21 protein-coding genes are annotated in these 20,101 nt (G+C 64.4%); 12 read left to right on the plus strand and 9 right to left on the minus strand.

The features are described from left to right. Positions 1-209: 209 nt before the first annotated feature. The 8 genes from NKH06_RS04030 (at position 210) to NKH06_RS04065 (ending at position 8,723) form a co-directional block, all read left to right on the plus strand. Positions 210-1,094, plus strand: a complete 885-nt coding sequence (locus NKH06_RS04030; protein WP_031214037.1) for an AraC family transcriptional regulator — start codon at positions 210-212, stop codon at positions 1,092-1,094. Positions 1,095-1,339: 245 nt separating this feature from the next. Next, positions 1,340-2,428: an ABC transporter substrate-binding protein gene (locus NKH06_RS04035; protein WP_127270010.1), complete on the plus strand. Its 1,089-nt coding sequence runs from the start codon at positions 1,340-1,342 to the stop codon at positions 2,426-2,428. Between the two features lie 90 nt (positions 2,429-2,518). After that, positions 2,519-3,340, plus strand: a complete 822-nt coding sequence (locus NKH06_RS04040) for an ATP-binding cassette domain-containing protein (RefSeq protein WP_023814428.1) — start codon at positions 2,519-2,521, stop codon at positions 3,338-3,340. After that, positions 3,337-4,596 (plus strand): sugar ABC transporter permease, encoded by a 1,260-nt coding sequence (locus NKH06_RS04045; RefSeq protein WP_023814427.1) that lies wholly within the window; start codon positions 3,337-3,339, stop codon positions 4,594-4,596. The genes NKH06_RS04040 and NKH06_RS04045 overlap by 4 nt, the downstream gene beginning before the upstream one ends. A gap of 22 nt (positions 4,597-4,618) precedes the next feature. After that, complete coding sequence (locus tag NKH06_RS04050; RefSeq protein ID WP_031214035.1) at positions 4,619-5,347, plus strand: SDR family oxidoreductase; 729 nt, start codon at positions 4,619-4,621, stop codon at positions 5,345-5,347. Positions 5,348-5,507: 160 nt separating this feature from the next. Further along, positions 5,508-7,109 carry an FGGY-family carbohydrate kinase gene (locus NKH06_RS04055; RefSeq protein WP_352892307.1) on the plus strand — a complete coding sequence of 534 codons (1,602 nt, stop codon included), beginning with the start codon at positions 5,508-5,510 and terminating at the stop codon, positions 7,107-7,109. A 127-nt stretch (positions 7,110-7,236) separates the two neighbouring features. Beyond that, the gene (locus NKH06_RS04060; protein ID WP_352892308.1) at positions 7,237-8,259 is read left to right on the plus strand and encodes a cupin domain-containing protein; all 1,023 of its coding nucleotides are present in this window, start codon (positions 7,237-7,239) and stop codon (positions 8,257-8,259) included. Positions 8,260-8,552: 293 nt separating this feature from the next. Beyond that, positions 8,553-8,723 (plus strand): excalibur calcium-binding domain-containing protein, encoded by a 171-nt coding sequence (locus tag NKH06_RS04065; protein ID WP_352892309.1) that lies wholly within the window; start codon positions 8,553-8,555, stop codon positions 8,721-8,723. A gap of 14 nt (positions 8,724-8,737) precedes the next feature. On the opposite strand, the gene dinB is transcribed toward NKH06_RS04065, so the two are convergent. Together dinB and NKH06_RS04075 are read right to left on the minus strand one after the other, a co-directional pair. Further along, positions 8,738-9,985 carry a DNA polymerase IV gene (gene dinB, locus NKH06_RS04070; protein ID WP_352892310.1) on the minus strand — a complete coding sequence of 416 codons (1,248 nt, stop codon included), beginning with the start codon at positions 9,983-9,985 and terminating at the stop codon, positions 8,738-8,740. Between the two features lie 110 nt (positions 9,986-10,095). Then, positions 10,096-10,512: a winged helix-turn-helix transcriptional regulator gene (locus NKH06_RS04075; protein ID WP_352892311.1), complete on the minus strand. Its 417-nt coding sequence runs from the start codon at positions 10,510-10,512 to the stop codon at positions 10,096-10,098. Between the two features lie 103 nt (positions 10,513-10,615). On the opposite strand from NKH06_RS04075, the gene NKH06_RS04080 reads away from it, so the two are divergent. Next, the gene (locus tag NKH06_RS04080) at positions 10,616-11,215 is read left to right on the plus strand and encodes a dihydrofolate reductase family protein (protein WP_352892313.1); all 600 of its coding nucleotides are present in this window, start codon (positions 10,616-10,618) and stop codon (positions 11,213-11,215) included. A gap of 24 nt (positions 11,216-11,239) precedes the next feature. On the opposite strand, the gene NKH06_RS04085 is transcribed toward NKH06_RS04080, so the two are convergent. From NKH06_RS04085 to NKH06_RS04105, 5 genes are all read right to left on the minus strand, one after another. Next, positions 11,240-11,983, minus strand: a complete 744-nt coding sequence (locus tag NKH06_RS04085; RefSeq protein WP_352892314.1) for a 2OG-Fe(II) oxygenase — start codon at positions 11,981-11,983, stop codon at positions 11,240-11,242. After that, positions 11,980-12,534 carry a methylated-DNA--[protein]-cysteine S-methyltransferase gene (locus NKH06_RS04090; protein WP_352892316.1) on the minus strand — a complete coding sequence of 185 codons (555 nt, stop codon included), beginning with the start codon at positions 12,532-12,534 and terminating at the stop codon, positions 11,980-11,982. The genes NKH06_RS04085 and NKH06_RS04090 overlap by 4 nt, the downstream gene beginning before the upstream one ends. A gap of 103 nt (positions 12,535-12,637) precedes the next feature. Then, positions 12,638-12,865: a hypothetical protein gene (locus NKH06_RS04095; protein ID WP_352892317.1), complete on the minus strand. Its 228-nt coding sequence runs from the start codon at positions 12,863-12,865 to the stop codon at positions 12,638-12,640. A 12-nt stretch (positions 12,866-12,877) separates the two neighbouring features. Next, positions 12,878-13,990, minus strand: a complete 1,113-nt coding sequence (ada, locus tag NKH06_RS04100; protein WP_352892391.1) for a bifunctional DNA-binding transcriptional regulator/O6-methylguanine-DNA methyltransferase Ada — start codon at positions 13,988-13,990, stop codon at positions 12,878-12,880. Between the two features lie 63 nt (positions 13,991-14,053). After that, positions 14,054-14,746 carry a winged helix-turn-helix transcriptional regulator gene (locus NKH06_RS04105; protein ID WP_352554541.1) on the minus strand — a complete coding sequence of 231 codons (693 nt, stop codon included), beginning with the start codon at positions 14,744-14,746 and terminating at the stop codon, positions 14,054-14,056. A gap of 177 nt (positions 14,747-14,923) precedes the next feature. Here NKH06_RS04105 and NKH06_RS04110 point away from each other — a divergent pair, with 177 nt between their 5' ends. Together NKH06_RS04110 and NKH06_RS04115 are read left to right on the plus strand one after the other, a co-directional pair. Continuing rightward, on the plus strand, positions 14,924-15,250 hold the full coding sequence (locus NKH06_RS04110) for a DUF1330 domain-containing protein (RefSeq protein WP_023813864.1): 327 nt from the start codon (positions 14,924-14,926) through the stop codon (positions 15,248-15,250). 166 nt (positions 15,251-15,416) lie between these two features. Next, the gene (locus NKH06_RS04115) at positions 15,417-15,917 is read left to right on the plus strand and encodes a hypothetical protein (RefSeq protein WP_128306024.1); all 501 of its coding nucleotides are present in this window, start codon (positions 15,417-15,419) and stop codon (positions 15,915-15,917) included. A 143-nt stretch (positions 15,918-16,060) separates the two neighbouring features. On the opposite strand, the gene NKH06_RS04120 is transcribed toward NKH06_RS04115, so the two are convergent. Beyond that, a complete protein-coding gene (locus tag NKH06_RS04120; protein ID WP_352892319.1) occupies positions 16,061-17,029 on the minus strand; it encodes a phosphatase PAP2 family protein in 969 nt (322 codons plus the stop codon). Between the two features lie 491 nt (positions 17,030-17,520). Between NKH06_RS04120 and NKH06_RS04125 the strand changes: the two genes are divergently transcribed. Continuing rightward, positions 17,521-19,638, plus strand: coding sequence for an EAL domain-containing protein (locus NKH06_RS04125; protein WP_352892321.1), 2,118 nt, complete (start codon positions 17,521-17,523; stop codon positions 19,636-19,638). Between the two features lie 54 nt (positions 19,639-19,692). On the opposite strand, the gene NKH06_RS04130 is transcribed toward NKH06_RS04125, so the two are convergent. Then, positions 19,693-19,887, minus strand: coding sequence for a hypothetical protein (locus NKH06_RS04130; protein WP_023813860.1), 195 nt, complete (start codon positions 19,885-19,887; stop codon positions 19,693-19,695). Positions 19,888-20,101 lie beyond the last annotated feature (214 nt).

The following is a 20,101-nucleotide window of genomic DNA, read 5'->3' on the forward strand; positions in this document are numbered from 1 at the left end:
AGCAAGACTGACCTGTTCTGCCCGAATAACGCCTCTGAGCGCCGCCTCCCGGTTAAAAAAGTATCATCCGTTGTCTTGAATCGTGGTGGCGCCTGTTGTCATGAGCCGGTACCTTGGCTCTTGAAATGCAGAGCCGAAACCAATTCGGCCGGTTTAGGGAATTGGGCCGAACGCGGCAAATATCCGTGCTGGCCTGGGAGGAAACGGACATGGAACCGGACCTGGAAGTAGTCCAGATACGACGCGGTGAGTCCTTCAAGGCGTGGTCGCATGGCTACCCCTTCCACACGGTGCGTTGGCACTTCCATCCCGAATATGAACTGCATCAGGTGATCTTCACCAACGGACGCTATTTCGTCGGCGATTTCATCGGCGAGTTCGAGCCGGGCAATCTGGTGCTGACCGGGCCGAACCTGCCGCACAACTGGGTCAGCGACATCCCCAGGGACAGCTCGATCCCGCTGCGCGGCCGCATCATCCAATTTTCCGAAAGTTTCATCGGCGATGCCATGCATGTGCTGCCGGAGCTGGCGGGGCTGGGGCACCTGCTCGAAGCGTCGCGGCGCGGCGTGCTGTTTTCCAGCCGCACCAGCAAGGCGCTGGCGCCGCTGATGGAAGAGATGATGCAGGCGCAAGGCGTGCGCCGCATCGAGCTGTTCATGATGATCGCCGGCCTGCTCAGCCGCGCCCAGGAATTCCAGCTTTTGGCCAGCGCCAGCTACCGGCCCGATCCCTCCGGCTACATGACCGCCGGCATGAACAAGGCGCTCGCCTATATCAGGGAAAACCTGACGCAGCTGTTCGACGAGGCGGATCTCGCCGCCATCGCCGGCCAGTCGACCGGCGCCTTCTCGCGCTCGTTTCGCCGTCACACCGGCATGTCGCTGGTGCAGTATGTCAAACGGCTGCGCATCAATCTCGCCTGCCAGATCCTGATGAGCGACGAGCAGGCCTCGATCACCGACATCTGCTACGAGGTCGGCTTCAACAATCTGTCCAATTTCAACCGGCAGTTCCTGGCGGAGAAGGGCATGCCGCCCTCGCGCTTCAGGCGCCTGCTGGCCGACAACATCAACGCGGGCAAAGCCGCTTAACGGAGGAGCCAGGGAGGAACCAAGGGAGGATTTTTCTTTTGCATGACGACGTGAGCCGCGTGGAGCGGTTCGCGATAGAGAACGCTTGTCTCGAATTCCTCCGTAGGCGGAGGTTGTCGGCGCGGCTCGAAAGGCCGGCGCCGGGTCCCGGTTCCCAATGCAGTTTGGGCGAGGGCGGATGGGTGTCTTCAGACCAAAGCAGTCAACGACCTTCTTACAACCATATCAGAAACGGAGAAGACCGAATGACCAAACTTTCATCTTCATTGAAGTCTGCTGGCAAGTCCGCCGGCGTGGCAGCCCTTGCGCTGTCGCTGCTGGCCGGCACCGCCGCGATCGCCAGGGCCGCCGAAGTTACCGACGCCACCGTCGCCTTCCTGATGCCCGACCAGGCCTCGACCCGCTACGAGCAGCATGATTATCCCGGCTTCGCTGCCGAGATGAAGAAGCTGTGCCCGGGCTGCAAGGTGCTCTACCAGAATGCCGATGCCGACGCCTCGCGCCAGCAGCAGCAGTTCAACTCGGTGATCTCGCAGGGCGCCAAGGCGATCGTGCTCGACCCGGTCGACTCGACCGCCGCCGCCTCGCTGGTCAAGCTGGCGCAGAGCCAGGGCATCAAGGTCATCGCCTATGACCGGCCGATCCCGACCGCGCCGGCCGATTTCTATGTGTCGTTCAACAATGAAGGCATCGGCAAGGCCATCGCCGATTCGCTGGTCGAGCACCTGAAGGCGCTGAAGGTCGATCCGGCCAGCGGCGGCGTGCTGCAGATCAACGGCTCGCCGACCGACGCGGCGGCCGGCCTGATCAAGAAGGGCATCCATGCCGGCCTCGACAACAGCGGCTACAAGATCCTGGCCGAATACGACACGCCGGAATGGGCGCCGCCGAAGGCGCAGCAATGGGCCGGAGGCCAGATCACCCGCTTCGGACCAAAAATCCTCGGCGTCGTCGCCGCCAATGACGGCACCGGTGGCGGCGCCATCGCCGCCTTCAAGGCGGCCGGCGTCGATCCGGTGCCGCCGGTGACCGGCAATGACGCGACGATCGCGGCACTGCAGCTGATCATCGCCGGCGACCAGTACAACACCATCTCCAAGCCGAGCGAGATCGTGGCGGCGGCCGCCGCCAACATCGCCATCAAGCTGCTTTCGGGCGAAACGCCGAAGGCCGAGATGACGCTGTACGACACGCCCTCGCAGCTGTTCACGCCGGCCGTGGTGACGCAGGAAAACCTGAAGGCCGAGATCATCGACAAGAAGATCAACACCGCGGCCGAGCTCTGCGTCGATCGTTACGCGGAGGGCTGCAAGAAGCTGGGCATCGGGAACTGACCGCGACCCTTGCCCGCTCCGCTGTCTGGCCGCCCACGCGGTGGCCAGACAGCGCTCAATCCATGAACCGGTTTTGAAAGGCTTCCAGGCATGATCGATACCGCGGACGAACCGGTTCCGGCAGGCGAGCTGGTGCTCAGCCTGCGTGGCGTTTCGAAGAATTTCGGCGCCGTGTCGGCGCTCACCGACATCGATCTCGATGTCCATGCCGGCGAGGTGGTGGCGCTGGTCGGCGACAATGGCGCCGGCAAGTCGACGCTGGTCAAGATCCTGGCCGGCGTGCATCAGCCGAGTTCGGGCACCATTAATTATCGCGGCAAGCAGGTGACGCTTGCAGATCCAAGCGCGGCTTTGACGCTCGGCATCGCCACCGTGTTCCAGGATTTGGCGCTGTGCGAAAACCTCGACATCGTCGCCAACATCTTCCTCGGCCGTGAGCTCAGCCCGCTGCGCCTGGACGAGGTGGCGATGGAGGTGCGCGCCTGGACGCTGCTCAACGAGCTATCGGCGCGCATCCCAAGCGTTCGCGAAGTGGTCGCTTCGCTGTCGGGCGGCCAGCGCCAGACGGTGGCGATCGCCCGCTCGCTGCTGCTCGAACCCAAGCTCATCCTGCTCGACGAGCCGACGGCCGCACTTGGCGTGGCACAGACGGCGGAAGTGCTCAACCTGATCGAGCGCGTGCGCGACCGCGGCCTCGGCGTCGTCATCATCAGCCACAATATGGAAGACGTGCGCGCCGTCGCCGACCGCATCGTCGTGCTGCGGCTTGGCCGAAACAACGGCATCTTCTCGCCCGACGCCTCGAACCAGGAACTGGTCAGCGCCATCACCGGCGCGTCGAACAATTCGGTGTCGCGGCGCGCCGAGCGCAGACAGGCCAGGCACGAGCAAACCCAGGAGCCACGCCCATGAGCCGTGAAGCCGAACAGGCCGCCTCCGTGCCGCCGCAGCTCGACCGCGCCGATGTGCGCGTCAAGCATGAGGCGGGAATCGGCGGCGCCATCCGCAGGTTCTTCGATCGGGTCCGCTCCGGCGATCTCGGTTCGCTGCCGGTGATCGTCGGGCTGGTCATCATCTGGACGGTGTTCGCCAGCATCAATCCGATCTTCCTGTCGAGCAGCAATCTGGTCAATCTGCTGTTCGATTGCTCCACCGTCGGCGTCATTGCGCTCGGCATCGTCTGCGTCTTGATGGTCGGCGAAATCGACCTGTCGGTCGGTTCGATCAGTGGCTTTGCCTCGGCGATGGTGGGCACGCTGTGGGTCAATCAGGGCTGGCCGGTGGCGCTCGCCATCCTCGCCGCTGTGGCCGTCGGCGGCTTCATTGGCGCGCTCTATGCGCTGCTGTTCAATCGACTCGGCATGCCGAGTTTCGTTTCGACGCTTGCCGGCCTGCTGGCGGTGCTTGGCCTGCAGCTCTATATCCTCGGCTCGACCGGCTCGATCAATCTGCCGTATGGCTCGAACCTGGTGAATTTCGGCCAGCTGCTGATGATGCCGAAGTTTGTTTCGTTCGCTCTGGCGGCCGTGCCCGGCATCGTCATGCTGGTCACCGGCCTGCGCACCGTCGCGCGCCGCCGCGCCGCCAATCTGTCGGCGCCGTCGACCGGCGGGCTCGTCACGCGCGCGGTGGTGATCACGGTCATCCTCGAACTCATCGTCTTCTATCTCAACCAGGCGCGCGGCATTCCGTGGATGTTCGGCCTGTTCGTCGGCCTGGTCATATCAATGCATTACGCGCTGACGCGGACCAAATGGGGCCGCTCGATGTCGGCGGTTGGCGGCAACCGCGAGGCGGCGAGGCGCGCCGGCATCAATGTGCGACTGATCTATTCGAGCGCCTTCGTGCTGTGCTCGATGCTGGCCGCTTTCGGCGGCGTGCTGTCGGCGGCCCGCCTTGCCTCGGCCAGCCAGCAGGCCGGCACCGGCGACGTGAACCTCAACGCCATCGCGGCGGCGGTCATTGGCGGCACCAGCCTGTTCGGCGGCCGCGGCAGCGCCTATTCGGCACTGCTCGGCATCATCGTCATCCAGTCGATCGCCAGCGGCCTGACGCTGCTCGATCTGTCCTCGTCGCTTCGGTACATGATCACCGGCGCCGTGCTTGCCATCGCGGTCATCGTCGACTCGCTGGCACGCCGCTCGCGTGTCTCGCATGGCCGGGCCTGAACCCATCAACAGGAAGCAAGACATGAGCGAAGAACTGTCCGGAAAAGTTGCCGCCGTCACCGGCGCGGCATCAGGCATCGGCCTCGAATGCGCCAGGCACATGCTGGCGGCCGGCGCCACAGTGGTGCTGGTCGACCGTGCCGAGGCGACGCTGAACAAACTGTGCGCCGAGCTCGGTTCGAAGGCGATCCCGTTGGTGATCGACCTGATGCAGCCGGCAAGCGTCGCCACCATGATGCCGCAGATTCTGGAGAAAGCCGGCCAGCTCGACATCTTCCATGCCAATGCCGGCGCCTATGTCGGCGGCGAGGTAGCGACCGGCGATCCCGACGCCTGGGACCGGATGCTCAACCTCAACATCAATGCCTGCTTCCGCTCGATCCAGGCGGTGCTGCCGCACATGATCGAACGCAAGACCGGCGACATCATCGTCACCAGTTCGATCGCCGGTCTGGTCCCGGTGGTCTGGGAGCCGATCTACACGGCTTCCAAGCACGCGGTGCAGGCCTTCGTCCACACGGTGCGCCGCCAGGTCGCCAAGCACGGCCTGCGCGTCGGTGCGGTGGCGCCGGGTCCGGTGGTGACGGCGCTGGTCGACGACTGGCCGAAGGCCAAGCTCGAAGAGGAACTCGCCGCCGGCGGCCTGATGCAGCCGCGCGAAGTGGCCGAAGCGGTGATGTTCATGCTGACCCGCCCGCGCAACGTGACGATCCGGGATTTGGTGATTTTGCCGCAGAGCAATGATTTGTGAGGCAGTAGGCAATGGGGAATAGGCAATAGGCAATAGGCAATAGGAAGATGTAGACACAGTCTTACAGGCCCCGCTCAAAAGTGCTTCGCGCGTCCTATCCTACTAACTAATCGCTTACTGCCTACTGCCTATCCCCTATTCCCTGAACCGGAGGTTCCTCATGCCCCATTATCTCGGCATCGATGTCGGCACCGGCAGCGCGCGGGCCGGGGTGTTCGACCACACCGGCACCTTGCTCGCCTCGGCCAAGCGGGACATCGAGGTCTGGCGCGAGGCCGGCGACATTGTCGAGCAGTCGAGCAACGACATCTGGCGGGCGGTGTGCGCGGCCACGCGGGAAGCGGTCGCTCAATCGGGCGTGGCAGCTGAGGCCATCGCCGGCATCGGGTTCGACGCCACTTGTTCGCTGGTGGTGCTGGGCGAGGGCGGCGTGCCGCTGCCGGTAAGCAAGTCCGGCAATTCGGAACGCAACATCATCGTCTGGATGGATCACCGCGCGGTCGAGCAGACGCGCCGCATCAACCGCAGCGGCGAGGCGGTGCTGAACTATGTCGGCGGCGTCATCTCGCCGGAAATGGAAACGCCGAAACTCCTTTGGCTGGCCGAAAACCTGCCCGACACGTTCAACGCCGCCTGGCAGTTCATGGACCTCGCCGATTTCCTCACCTGGCGCGCGACCGGCAGCCTTGCCCGCTCGGTCTGCACGGTGACTTGCAAATGGACCTATCTGGCGCATGAAAGCCGCTGGGACGAGGCCTATTTCCGCACCATCGGACTAGGGAGCCTGGCCGACGAGGGGTTCGCGCGCATCGGCACGCAGATCGTGCCGGCGGGTGCCGCGCTCGGCGGCGGACTGACCGCGCAGGCGGCATCGGATCTGGGCCTGCGCCCCGGCACGGCCGTGGCGGCGGGGCTGATCGACGCGCATGCCGGCGGTGTCGGCACGGTCGGGGCGCGCGGCGCGTTCGGCAGCGTGCTGTCGCGCATGGCCTATGTCTTCGGCACCTCGGCCTGCACCATGTCGTCGACCGCGCAGCCCGCTTTCGTCGACGGCGTCTGGGGTCCGTATTTCTCGGCCATGGTGCCGGGCCTGTGGCTGAACGAGGGCGGCCAATCGGCGGCGGGTGCGGCCATCGACCATCTGGTGCGCATGCACCCGGCGAGCGGCGAGGCGACGGCGAGGGCGCAGGCCGACGGCCTCAGCGTCAGCGCCTGGCTGTCGCTGCAGGCGCAAAGCCGCAACGGGGCAGCGGCCACGCCGGCACTGGTCGGCGATATCCATGTCGTGCCGGAATTTCTCGGCAACCGCGCGCCCTTCGCCGACCCGGACGCGCGCGCGCTGATTGCCGGGCTCGATCTCGACACCAGCCTCGACAGCCTGATCGGGCTCTATGTCGCCGGCGTCTGCGGGCTGGGCTACGGCGCGCGCCAGATCGTGCGGGCCGAGCATGATAAGGGCATTGCCGTCGACACCATCGTCGTCAGCGGCGGCGCCGGGCAAAGCCCGTTGGTGCGCCAGCTGCTTGCCGACACGACCGGCATGGTGGTGGTGGCGTCGACCTCGCCGGAGCCGGTGCTGCTCGGCTCGGCGATGCTGGGCGCGGTCGCCGCCGGAACCTACAAGGACTTGGTGACGGCGATGGCCGGCATGTCGGAACTCGGCGAGACCTATCATCCCGACGCAACGCTGGCCGGCTGGCACGCCAAGCGCTTCGCGGCGTTCGAATTGCTGCAGCAGGCTGGCAAGGCGATCAGGGGCTAAGCGGGCAGCCTCTGTCCGGCTTTGTCAGGAGCCTGGCGAACACCGCTTGGCGATGATGCCGGAAGCTGGCAGCTTTGTTCCGTCGCAGCCTTACTGTGCGATGAGGGCAGGGCGACAGGAGGCCCCAATGGCAGACGAGAAAGCGCCCGTGCCATTCGCATCGGATGAGGTGCCGTGGACGGAATGGTCCGATGTGCCGCGCTTCGGCGTGCGCTACCGGCATTTGTCGCTGGCCGCGCTTGGAGAAACCTACCATGTAGGCGTGGCGATCGAGGAACTGCCGGCGGGCATGCAAACTTCGCCGGCGCATTACCACATTTTCGAGGAAGAGCATGTCTTCATCCTCGAAGGGACGCTCACCGCTTATGTCGGCGATGCCGCCTATGCCATGAAGGCCGGCGACTACATCTGCTTTCCGGCGGGTGCGGCGGCGGGACATTGCCTGATCAACACCAGCGACGCGCCATGCCGCTACGTCATCGTCGGCGAGCGCAACCCGAACGACGTGGTCGTCTACACCGCCTCCAACAAGGTGCTCGTGCGCGCGCTGGGCAGCCGCGCGATCTTCGACCTCGCGGCGACCCGAACTTACTGGGACGGTGAGAGCACCGGCCTCGCCGCCGGCGATCCGTTGCCGTCGGATGTGACGGCCGGTGTCACCAAGGCAGCAGCCATTCCGATCCCGCCGGTCGCCAGCGACGCTGTCGAGTGGAAACAGGAAGGCGAGGGGGCGCGGTTCGGTGGTCAGTCCAAACACCTCACCTATGCCGCCTTGGGACGGCCCGACTACCATGTCGGCGTGCTGATCGAGGCACCGGCCCCCGGCATGCGCCTGGCGCCCAGGCACTACCATATGCTGGAAGAAGAGCATGCGCTGATCCTGGAAGGGCAAGTGACGCTGCTGCTTGGCGAGGAGCGCTATGAGATGAAAGCCGGCGACTATGTCTGCTTTCCGGCCGGCCTGGCGGTTGGACATTCCTTCCTCAACAGCGGTACGGGACCGTGCCGCTATCTGATGATCGGCGAGAAAAACCCCAACGAGGTCTGCGTCTATCCCGATTCCAACAAGATGGCGGTCGACGCCTTGCGCCGGCGCGACGGCATTTTCGATATGGCCGGGGTTAGGCGGTATTGGGATGGCGAAGCGTAGAACTGAAAGTGTCGATATCCGACTCAAATAGCCGCGCTCTGAACGCGAGAACCGTTCGGAGATAGGCGTTGTTGCCACCCTACCTGGGTGACGCTAGTCTGGTTCGGGCACTTCAACGGGGGAGTTGGCGGGGATGCTCCTGCCATTCTTGCGATGGCCTTCACGCTATCACCGCCGCCTTGGCAGGCTGAGATGGGTGGCTTTGTTCGCGCCGTTCATTCTGTTGTCGGGCTATATCGTCTATGGCTTCGTCGGCATTCGGTTTGATACGCCTCTCTCGGTGCTGAGGCACCTTGCCGCGTTCCCACTGCACGGCCGCCCGCAGGGGCGAACCTGGCTATTGGCCGACTCACGATGCCGACCATGACGGCATAGCCTGCGAGCCCTGGCACGGGGCAAGCCGACGACACGGGGCAAGCTCCACTGGCGTTCGGGTCCATCGTTACTCGCGTACCGGCCCATAGCCTTTGCCTTGGCTTCACAGCTCCTTCTCCGCCAGTTCCCTGAATTCATCCGGCACCGAGCGCGCCGCTTCCAGTGCCACCGTGCCGTAGCCGACCGCCTGTTTGCCGAAGCGTTCGCGGATCTTGTCGATGGCGCGGTCGGCGTCGAAGCGTGCCAGGCCTTTCCTGGTGCCGGGCCGGCGTTTCTCGTCGGCGAGGCCGAGCGGCAGTTCGAGTTGCAGCTCGAAGCTTTCCTCGAGGTGCGAGACCGAGATCGCCAGCAGCGAGATCGTTTTGTCATGCGGGTGGTCGGCGAGCACGCCGCGCACCAGGTCGCCGGCGATCTCGGCCAGGATGGTTGTCGCCGAGATCGGCTGGTCAAGCGTGATCGATCGTGTGACTGCGCTGAGATCGGCAAAGCGCACACGCACGGTCACCGTGCGGCCGGGCCGTGCCTTGGCGCGCAGGCGGCTCGCGACGCGGTCGGCCAGATGCAGCAGAGTGGGCACGATGACCCGTGCTACGGCAGGCCTCTCTCCGAGTGCCGATTGTGCGCCGGCGGAATGCGCGCGGCGCTTCGTCTCCAGTTTGCGCGGGTCACGGTTCCAGAACAATGCGGCCAGCTTTTCGCCGGCGGCCGGACCGAGCAGCCGCGTCAGCGCGCCGCGATGTGTCCTCGCCAGCTGGCCGATGGTCTCGATGCCGATTTCCGCCAGCCGCGCTTTGGTCGCCGGGCCGACGCCCCACATCAGCCCCACCGGCAGATCGTGCAGGAAGGCGAGTTCGCTACCGGGGTCGACCACCACCAGCCCGTCGGGCTTGGCGACCTGCGAGGCGATCTTGGCCAGATGCTTGGTGCGCGCCACGCCGATCGAGATCGGCAGGCCGAGTTCGGCGCGTACCCGGCTGCGGATCGTCGTGGCGATCTCCTGTGGGGAGCCGAACAGATGCGTGCAGCCGGCAACATCGGCAAAGGCCTCGTCGATGGAGATGCGCTCGACCAATGGCGTAAAATCGTCGAGCACCTTGATCGCCGCGTCGCCCAGCCGCTGGTAATGGCTGAACTTGCCGCCGACGAAGATCAAATGCGGGCAGAGTTCGCGCGCCTTGCGTCCTGGCATGCCGCCACGCACGCCGAAGGCGCGCGCCTCATAGGAAGCGGCGAGCACGACGCCGCCGCCCACCGCGATCGGCTTGCCGCGCAGCGACGGATCGAGCAACTGCTCGACCGAGGCGTAGAAAGCGTCGAGATCGGCATGCAGGATGGTGGCTGTCGTTTCCATCGACCGCACATCCGCAGTTGCTGATAGGTTGGAACAAATAAAGAACAAAGGTGGATCGTTGTCAAGCGAAGGGCGCAACAGCCATGCCGGTTCGGCCTGAACGCAACCGCCTAGACAATATGCTCCGCTCGCAGCGCCGCTTTCATCCTTTCCAGCGCCGCTTCGCCGCCTGCCGCCAGTTCGTCGGCAATCCTGGCCAGCTTATCGTCGGCCTTGCGGTGCTTGCTGCCCCAGGCGCCGAGCGTCGCCAGCACCGGCAAGAGGTCGATGCCTGCCTCGGTCAGCCGGTAGACCGTTCTCAAGCCATGCGTCGGGTCGTCGCTTCTGGTGAGGATGCCTTCCTTCTGGAGCGTTTGCAGTCGCTCGGCCAGCGTGCGCGAGGAGATGCCTTCGTCGGATTGCAGGAATTCGCGAAAGTGCCTTTTGCCGGCGAAGGCCATGTCGCGGATGATGAGCAGCGTCCAGCGGTCGCCGATCAGTTCGAGCGACAAGTTGATCGGGCAGCCGGATTTTTCGCGCGTCGACATCTATGGTTCCATTTTTAAATCACTTTACTATTGACATCGTTTTGGCCTTGCGTCAACGGTTCCAAATGTAAACTGTATTGCGATGGCCATGAGGAGAATGACGGTGAAAAAGCTGGTCCTGCAGATGCAGATGTCGGTCGACGGCTTTGTCGGCGCCAATGAGGACCATTCCTGGCAGCTCTGGGAGTGGGGTGACGAGAGCGCCTGGGACGGTGCGCTGAAGCAGGACTTCAACGCCGTCTTCGCAGGCGTCGATACCATCCTGCTCAGCCGCAAGATGGCACAGGAGGGCTATCTCACCCATTGGGGCAATGCGGCGAAGAAGTTTCCGCGCGATCCGTTCTACGCCTTTGCGCAGCGCATCGTCGACTCCCGCAAGGTGGTGCTCAGCAACAAGCTCAAGCAATCGGCCTCGGAGCCGGCTTGGGAGCGCACCAGTGTGGCCAGCGGCGACCTGCCGCGCGAAGTCAATGCGCTGAAAGCGGGCGAGGGCGGCGACGTGGCGGTGTTCGGCGGCGCCGGTTTCGCGTCGGCGCTGATTGCGGCCGGGCTGGTCGACGAGTTCCAGCTTTTCATCAACCCGGCGGTGCTGGGAGCGGGCCGCCGGATTTTTGATCAGGGCGGTTTTAGGAACCTGCGGCTGCTCGGCTCGAAGGCCTATGCCTGTGGCATGGTGGTCAGCCGCTATGCGCCGGCGCGGTGAGGGGGACCTCCATCTTCTCCCTGCTCACTTCGCATCGTGAAAAATGATCCCGACCGTGTGGCGCATGCCTGAGCGCAGCCGGCTGACGCCATGGCGCAGGTTGACCCGGTAGTTGCCTTTGGTGCCCTGCACCGGCCGGTTGTGGACGGCGAAGACAACGGCGTCGCCCTGGCGCAGCGGCACCACTTCGACCCGGCTCTGCATGCGCGGGCGCTGCTCGGTCAGCGCGAACTCGCCGCCGCTGAAATCCTGGCCCGGTTCGGAGAGCAGGATCGCCACCTGCAGCGGAAAGGCGAGGTCGCCATAGAGATCCTGGTGCAGGCAGTTGAAGTCGCCAGGCACATATTGCAGCAGCAGCGGCGTCGGCCGTGTCTGGCCGGCGGCATGGCACTGATCGAGAAACGCGGCATGCGTCGCGGGATAACGCATGGCCTGCCCCATGCGCTCGTTCCACCGATTGGCGACCTCGGCCAGCCTGGGATAGAGCGCGCTGCGCAGGCCACCCAGGAGGTCGGGCAAGGGATAGCGGAAATAGCGGAACTCGCCCTTGCCGAAGCCATGCCTGGCCATATGAATGTGGCTGCGGAAATGCTCTTCGTTGGGATAGAGGCCGGCGATCTGCCGGCATTCTTCGGGCGAGAGCAATTTCTCGATCACCGCGCAGCCGAAGCCGTCGAGTTCGGCAGCAAGGGCGGGCCAGTCGTAATCGGCGATGCGCGTCTCGGCGGCTTCGATCACCGATCTGGCAATTTTGGCATGGGCATTCATATCGTAGCCTCCTTGTCGAGCAGGGCGCGTTTGCGTTCGACACCCCAGCGGTAACCGGCCAGTGAGCCGTCGGCGCGGACGACACGGTGGCAGGGAATGCCCAGCGCGATTGCGTTGGCCGCACAGGCCGTCGCCACGGCGCGGGCGCCGTTCGGCTGGCCGAGACGCCGGGCGACCGCGGTGTAGGTGATGGTGGCGCCGCACGGGATGCTGCGCAGCACATCCCAAACCTGTTGCTGGAATGGCGTGCCGTGGCGCATGTCGAGCGGCAGGTCGAGGCCGACGCCGGGCATTTGGATGAAGCGCGCGATTGTCGCGAGATCGTCGCGCAGTGCGGCCTCGTCCTCGGCCAGTATCTTGTCGGGGAAGCAATGGCCAAGGTCCCGCTCCAGCGCGTCGGCGTCCGAGCCGATCAGGATGGCGCAGACGCCGATCTGGCTGCGCGCTGCCAGGACGTCGCCGATTGCGGATTCACCGATGGCGTAGCTTATGGTGTCGAAGGCATTGGGGACGCTCGCCGGCGGCGCCATTTGGGTTTGCATGAGGTTCATTGCGTTTACTCCTTTGTCTGTGCGTGAACCCTATAGGGACGGCTTCTCGCGCTCACTCCGGTGCTTGCTTTCAAATTCGAATTTCGAAGGTAGGTGAACCGTTCTACGCGACACGAGTAACAGCGACCTCGCCGAGCAAAAACACCTCACCCGTCAACAACCGCAGCTCGATCTCGCCGGCCGCGGTGCGGCTCCATTCGGCTCTGCCGTGATCGACCATCTCGCCAATGGCCGCCATCACCAGTAACTTAGAGCCTTCGGCGCGCCGGCTGCCGGCAGCTTGGGTCCGGCTGGTCGCATCGGTGGTGGGAGACCTTGCCATCGCGCGCATTGCCGGTCCTGGTCAGGCCCGAATTGACCGGTTGGCATTGTCGGACGCCGCCTCACGCTCCAGCAGTGCGCGCTTGCGCTCAACGCCCCAGGCGTAACCGGACAGGGCGCCATCCTTGCGGATCACGCGATGGCAGGGGATGGCGACGGCATGATTGTTGGCGGCGCAAGCGGCGGCGATGGCGCGGGTTGCCGTCGGCGCGCCGATGCGCTGCGCGATCTCGGCATAGGAAACCGTGCGGCCGACCGGGATGTCTTGTAAAGCCTGCCAGACACGCTGCTGGAAGGCGGTGCCGCGCACGTCGAGCGGCAAATCGAGACCGAGCGCCGGAACCTCGACGAAACCGACGACGCGGGCGACCAGCGCCTCATAGTCACGGTCGCCGCCGATCAGCCGCGCGTTGGGGAAACGGTCCTGCAGGTCACGCACCAGCGCGTCGGGATCGTCGCCGAGCAGGATCGAGGCGACGCCTTTTTGGCTCGAGGCGACCAGGATGGTACCGAGCGAGGACTCGCCAACGGCAAAGCGGATTTCTTCATGGGCGCCGCCGGCCCGATAGCGCGTCGGCGTCATGCCGAGCATGCCGGTCGATTTCTCATAGAAACGCCCGCTCGAATTGAAGCCGGCATCGTAGATCGCCGTCGTCACGCTGGCGCCCTCTTCCAGGCCACGGCGGAGCCTGGCGGCGCGGTGCGCGGCGGCATACTCCTTCGGCGTCAGCCCGGTGACGGCCTTGAAGATGCGGTGGAAATAGCCGGCGCTGAGGCCGGCGGCGTCCGCCAATTCAGCGAGCGACGGTTCTTCCTCGCTCTGCTCGATCCTGCGGCAGGCGTCGGCGACCATCGCGGCGTTGCCGGCCTCGAGCGATGGGCCATCCGGATTGCAGCGCCGGCACGGGCGAAAGCCGGTCGCCCTGGCCTGATCCAGCGTGCCGTGCAACTGCACATTCCTGGGGTTGGCGCGCCGCGACGGGCAGGAAGGCCGGCAATAGACACCGGTTGTCGCCACCGAATACCAGAACTCGCCGTCGGCCGATTTGTCGCGCGCGACGATGCGCGCCCAGCGCGGATCGTCGGCAACCGGCAGCGGCGTGGATTTGAGATTCTTGGCCAGGGTGACGAACATGGCCGCATTGAAGCCGCCAAAAGCCGGCCTCGCCACCCGTTTCCTGCCAAGAGCCCCACTCTCCTAAGCCGCGCGTTTGGGCTCCACCGCGAACGGGCTGAGCCCGAGCCAGGTCTGCATCTTCCTGCCAATGGCCTGGTCGCCGGTCAGGGCAACCTTGGCGCCGGCCTTCTCGACGGTCAGCAGTCCCATCCAGATCGCCGTCATGGTGTGCAGATCGGTCGAGACGTAAAGGTCGACGTCGAAGCCCGGATCGTACCAGCACAGATCGACCTCGCCGTGCTTCTCGACGATCAGCCACCACGACCGTTTGGACGCCGGTAGGTCCTGATACAGAAATTGTATCACCGTGCGGCCCTCGGGCAGCGGCGAGGGATTCAAATTGCGCCGCATGTCCCACATCAGCAACGACGGATCGAGGTTTTTCAGCGACAGCCGGGACTCGACCCATTTCTGTCCCCAGAAGCCCATCGCCTCGACGACGGGACGCAAATCCCGGCCGGCTTCCGTCAGCCGATATTCGAAGATGCCTCTCTCGCCCGGCACTTCCTTGCGCTCGATGATCCCCGCCAGTTCGAGCTCCTTCAGCCGTTGCGACAGAAGGGTCGGCGACATTTTCGGCACGCCGCGGCGCAGGTCGTTGAAGCGGGTCGAGCCCGCCACCAGCTCGCGCAGCAGCACCATCGTCCAGCGGGTGCAGAGCACCTCGGCTGCCATCGATAGCGGGCAGAATTGCTTGTATCCGTGCTGGGTCATGATTGGCGCCTCTCCCTCGAAACCAGGGCCGAATATTAGGCCTTCATGAATGAGCCGGCCAGTACGGAAACTGTACTACCCCAGTACAGATCGCGGACTGGTTGGCGAGGGCCCTGTCATGCGAGCCCTTTGGCCGGTGCACGGGACACCCCTTGCGCCGCAACCAGGAGACTATCCATGACCGCATACGTTATCGCAGACATCAAGATAAACGACCCGCAATGGGTGCCGGCCTACGCAGCATCGGTGCATGACCTCGTCCACAAGCATGGCGGCAGATATCTGTCGCGCAGCGGCAATGTGAAAACGCTCGAAGGCAAGCCGCTCGACACCACGCTGATCGCCCTGATGGCGTTCCCCTCGGAAGCGGCGGCCCGCGCCTTCACCAACGATCCGGCCTATGCGCCCTTCGTTTCGGCCCGTCAGGGCGGCAGCGACAGCCGTTTCCAGATGATCGACAACACCGATCTGGCCGGAACGATCCCCTACCTGCCGAAGGGATGACCATTCCTGGCATCGTTTTCGGGATCTCCAAGCAACAACAGTCACAGCGCTTGCCTGCCGGGCCTCCGTATTTTCGGCGGCCGGCCAGCTGTGCTTTTTCAAGAAGAATGGAATGAAGATGATATCGAACTTTCTCAACAGGCCAAATTTTCGCTGCAGACTTGTCATGGCCGGGGCCATGCTGGCCGTCTGCACCAGCTTCGCACAGGCGCATCAGGAAGCGGCCGCGCTTGCGTCCGTCCCCAATCCGCTGGCTGACAAGGTGCGGGCTGCCAACAGCCGGTTTCTCGACGTCAAGGCCGCTACATCAGAGGGCTATGCGCCCATTCCCTGCGCCAGCGGCATCACCGGCGGCGCCATGGGCATCCACTATGTCAACGGCGGATATCTGAAGGACGACAAGATCGATATCGCCCGGCCTGAGGCCGTGATGTACGAGCCGATGGCCGACGGCACGCTGCAACTGGTGGCGGTCGAATACATCACCTCGAAGGGGCCGGCGTCGCTGGACGGACAGCTGTTCAATTTCAACAGCGCGCCCAACCGCTATGGCCTGGGCGAATTCTACGAACTGCATGTCTGGGCCTGGAAGGGCAACCCGACCGGCACTTTCGCCGACATGAACCCGAAAGTGTCATGCGAACACACGATGGCGCCGAGCCAGTAAGCAATGAAGCCAGGCGGCGTCAATGCCGCCTGGTCGCCCTCCGTGACAGTTGGCAGCTCCGGCCCAGCGGCCGCTTTCGGCGAGGAAAAGCCGGGGAGGTGCGTGCCGCTGGCGCTCCTCGCGGCGTCAGGCAGGTACGGTCTTTATGCCGCTTGATCCGGGATCGCCAATCCCACCTCGGCGGTATCCCGGCTCGCTTGCGGCAAGACGAAGCGTCCCGTCACGTACCAGAGCAGGGACACCACGAGAATCGAGAGATAGCCATCCACGGCATAGTGCCAGCCGGTGTAAACCGAACCGAACAGGATGAAGGCCGCGAAGGACCAGCCGGCGATTGCCCACCCGCGGCCGAATTGGGCCAGGAAGAATGCGTTGAGCGTGGCGATCGCAACATGCATGCTGGGCATGGCCGAGATGCCGCCGCCGAGTTCCGGGCGGCCACTCTGGTAGGCTGTAAACAGATAATCGGCGTACAGATGGACCGACGCGCCGTAGCCCTTCTGCGCCAGGGCGGCCTGTAGCGCGACAAACCGGTCGCCGCCGTAGATTTGGTCGTGGAATATCGGGCCGGCGGACGACAGCAGGGTCGCAAGAACGGTGCCGCACAGCATCGTGGTCAGCGCGAATGCCCATAGGTAGCGCAAACGCCCGACCGGATTGTTCCAGAAGGCGACGAAGAGCACGGCGCCGAACCATTGCAGAAGCCAGCCATATCCATAGCCGGCAAAAATGGCGACCGACACCGGTTCGGAAACGATGCTGTGCGCCCATGTCCAGGGATCGGCGCCATGCAGCCGAAGATCGAGGTCCGCCAGGGAGCGGTCGGCGTAGAACGGCACCATGTCCGGGATGGCGACCTTCAAGGTGGTGAATGCGGTGACGCCGAGAAAGAACAAGAAGATGACGGGTGCGGCTGCAAGCCAGCGGTGCCTGAGTACGCCGAGGATGAACCTCGTCGGCGCATGCCGGGCAAATGCCAGCCCCGCCACACCAAGGCCCGCCGCCAGAAGCGCGGGCAGGAAAAAGGCGAACGGCTTGGCATAGGATTGCGCCAGATGCAGGTAGCGGTCCGGCTGCAGGCAAACAGCGGTCACGGCATAGGTCAGACACAAGGCAACCAGCAGCTCCTGGTTGTCGCGATGTCGAGGTCAAGGATGGCAGCTGGGCGGCGATTGTTGCCGTGCTGACCTGTGTGCTCACTCATCGAAGGACATCCCGCCAGTTGTCCAGAAAAAATAACTGGGTTATTTCGCAGGCGATATATTACCATCAGGTTACACTTGTGGGCAAATAGATCGCTAAATATTAGACCGATAGATGCTTGTTGGCAAAGAGTCTGTTTACGAAAGCGTTGCGCCGTCCTCTTTGTCTCTGCAACGCGATCATCGGCGCCGCCGATGATCCCGGGATCATCGGATTGGCCGATGACCTGGAGCCATGACTAGGAACATCCGGCCGACGCGAAACTCCGGTTCTTGCCGGCCAATCGAAGAGCAGAGGCGGCAGGCGGGGAGCCAACAAAGCAGCCCGCCATCGCCGCGGTAACTGTTTCTTCTCTGGTTTTGCCGCAGATTGCCCCGCGGTGGAGCAGGCGAAGCAGACGATGGCGCGTCAGGGCAAGAAAAGTCGCAATGGAACGTTCTGGGCCAAGGCCCTGGAGCGCGCCCATCTCGGCGTTTGGGACTGGGATCTTGTAACCGGCGACTGCTTCTATTCCGCGACCTGGGCGCGGATGCTGGGCTACGATGAGAGCGAACTTGCCGACACCAGCGACCTGTGGCTGCAACTGACCCATCCTGACGACCGCGAGCGGGCGCTGGCCAGCGGCGACCGCCACATTGCCGGCCTGACCGACGCCATCGAGACCGAATTGCGGCTGAAGCACAAGCAGGGACACTGGGTGTGGGTGCTCGATCGCGGCGGCGTCGTCGAGCGCGACGCGATGGGAAAGCCGCTCAGGCTGATGGGTGTGCAGACCGACATCTCCAAGCAGAAGGCCGCCGAAGCCGAACTCGAGCAGGTCAATGTGCGCTTCCGCCTGGCGCTCGCCGCCAGCGGCACCGGCATCTGGCACCACGACCTCGCCACCGGCAAAAGCTATTGGGACGAACGCACCAGGGAGATTTTCGGGCTTGTCTCCGACATCGCCGAAGTCGAGCGCGACCACTGGTTCGGCTATCTGCATCCGGACGACAAGGAGGCCGCGTCGCGCGCACATCTGGTGCCGCTCGAAACGGACAAGGTCACCGCCGTGCAATACCGCATCGTCCGGCGCGACGGAGAGGTCCGGCACATAGAATCCCTGCTGCGTTTCATCGCCGACCCGCAGATCCCGGACCGCCGGTTGGCGGGGCAGATCCTGGGCACGGTGCGCGACATCACCGAAGACAAGCAGCGTGAGCAGGAGCTTGCCTATGCGGCCCGCCACGATGCGCTCACCGGTCTCTGGAACCGTGCCGCGTTCGACCGGCTGCTGGCCGATCACATCGCGGCCGCGCAGCGGCTGCCGCTCTCCGTGTTCTATGTCGATCTCGACTACTTCAAGGCGCTCAATGATTTTGCCGGCCACGCGGCCGGCGACCTGGCACTGAAAAGCGTTGCCCAAGGCATTCTGGGCTGCCTTCCCCCGACGGCGCATGCCGCGCGCCTGGGCGGTGACGAGTTCGCGCTGCTGATGCCCAATTGCGATACGGCGCAGGCCGGGCGGCTGGCCGACGCGGTACTTGCCGCGGTTCGCGATGCCGAACTAGGATCGACGGCCACGTCGCGCAAGCTGGCGGCCTCGATCGGCATCGCTTTCGTCGATGATGCAAACACGACGGTGGCCGACGCGCTGGCCTGCGCCGACGACGCCTGCTACGCGGCCAAGGCCGCCGGGCGAAACCGATTTGCCTTCTTCTCCACCGATACGGCATCGGGTTCGGGTGGCCTCAACGCGGCGCGCGTCGTCGCCGATACGGTCGATGCCATGGAAGACGGGAGGCTGAAGCTGTTTGGCCAGGAAATCCATCGGCTGGGCCGTCCCTGGCTGGAAAGCCGCCATGTCGAAGTGTTGGCCAGGCTCGCCGCCCGCAACGGCCGGCTGGTGCCACCCGGCGAGTTCATTCCGGTGGCCGAGCGGTTCGGCATCGCGTCGCGGCTCGACCGCTGGATCATCCGCACCGCGCTGTCGCGGCATGGTGCCGCCTTGCGTTCGGGGGCGTTGACGCTTGGCTTCAATCTGTCGGCGCAGACGCTGAGCGACCCGCAGCTTTGGGACTTCGTGGACAACGTCATAGAAGAAACCGGGGCGCCGCATTCGGGCATCGGCTTCGAGATCACCGAAACCGCCGCCGTCACCAATTTCGACGCCGCCGAACAGTTTGTGCGCAAGGCGCGCGAGCGGCGCTGCCGGGTCAGCCTCGATGATTTCGGCGCTGGTATGAGCTCGTTCGAATATCTCCGGCGGTTCCCCGTCGACACGATCAAGATCGACGGTTCCTTCATCGAGCACATCACGCAAAGCCGTTTCGACCGCGAGATCGTGCTGGCCATCACCAGCATCGCCCGCAGCCTCGGCTGTGACGTGGTCGGCGAGAAGATCGAACAGCAGGACACGCTGGCCATGTTGAGCGACATGGGCGTCGCCTTCGGCCAGGGATTTTTGCTGCACCGGCCAGAGCCGCTGGAACGAATTGTCGCGCGTGCGACCAAGGGAGCGACGGCCCGCAAGGCATCGTGATCCAGGTGCGGCGAGTTTCAGGCCAAGCCGAACTGACCTGAAACTCGCCGCATTCTATCCGGTTCGGCGCGCCGTCGATTGCGGAAACTCCAGCACTCCAGCCTCGGGTCGCCTGTGCTGCGCTTCCGTCACCGCTTCGATCAACAGATCGAGCGCTTCACAGGCCGTGCGACTCGTCTCGTCGTTGCCTTGCAGATAATGATAGGCGCGTTCGAGGTGAATGCGGGCGGCTGAAAAATCGCTGGTCAATGGTCCCTCCATGATCCCGCCCTAGAAGACCTTGCCGGAGACGAGGGAACGCCGGGTAAATATCCACAAGCGGCTTTTATTCAAATGCCGCCGAATGTTGCGGGGAGGCGCGCTGCCGATCCCCGTGTGGGGGAGATGTCCAGCAGGACAGAGGGGGCGCTGTCCCGCCGACCTGAACAATCAGATTTTCGACCTGTTTCGCAGCCTGCATTGA

The sequence above is a fragment of the Mesorhizobium sp. M1342 genome, from assembly GCF_040317955.1.
Lineage (GTDB): Bacteria > Pseudomonadota > Alphaproteobacteria > Rhizobiales > Rhizobiaceae > Mesorhizobium.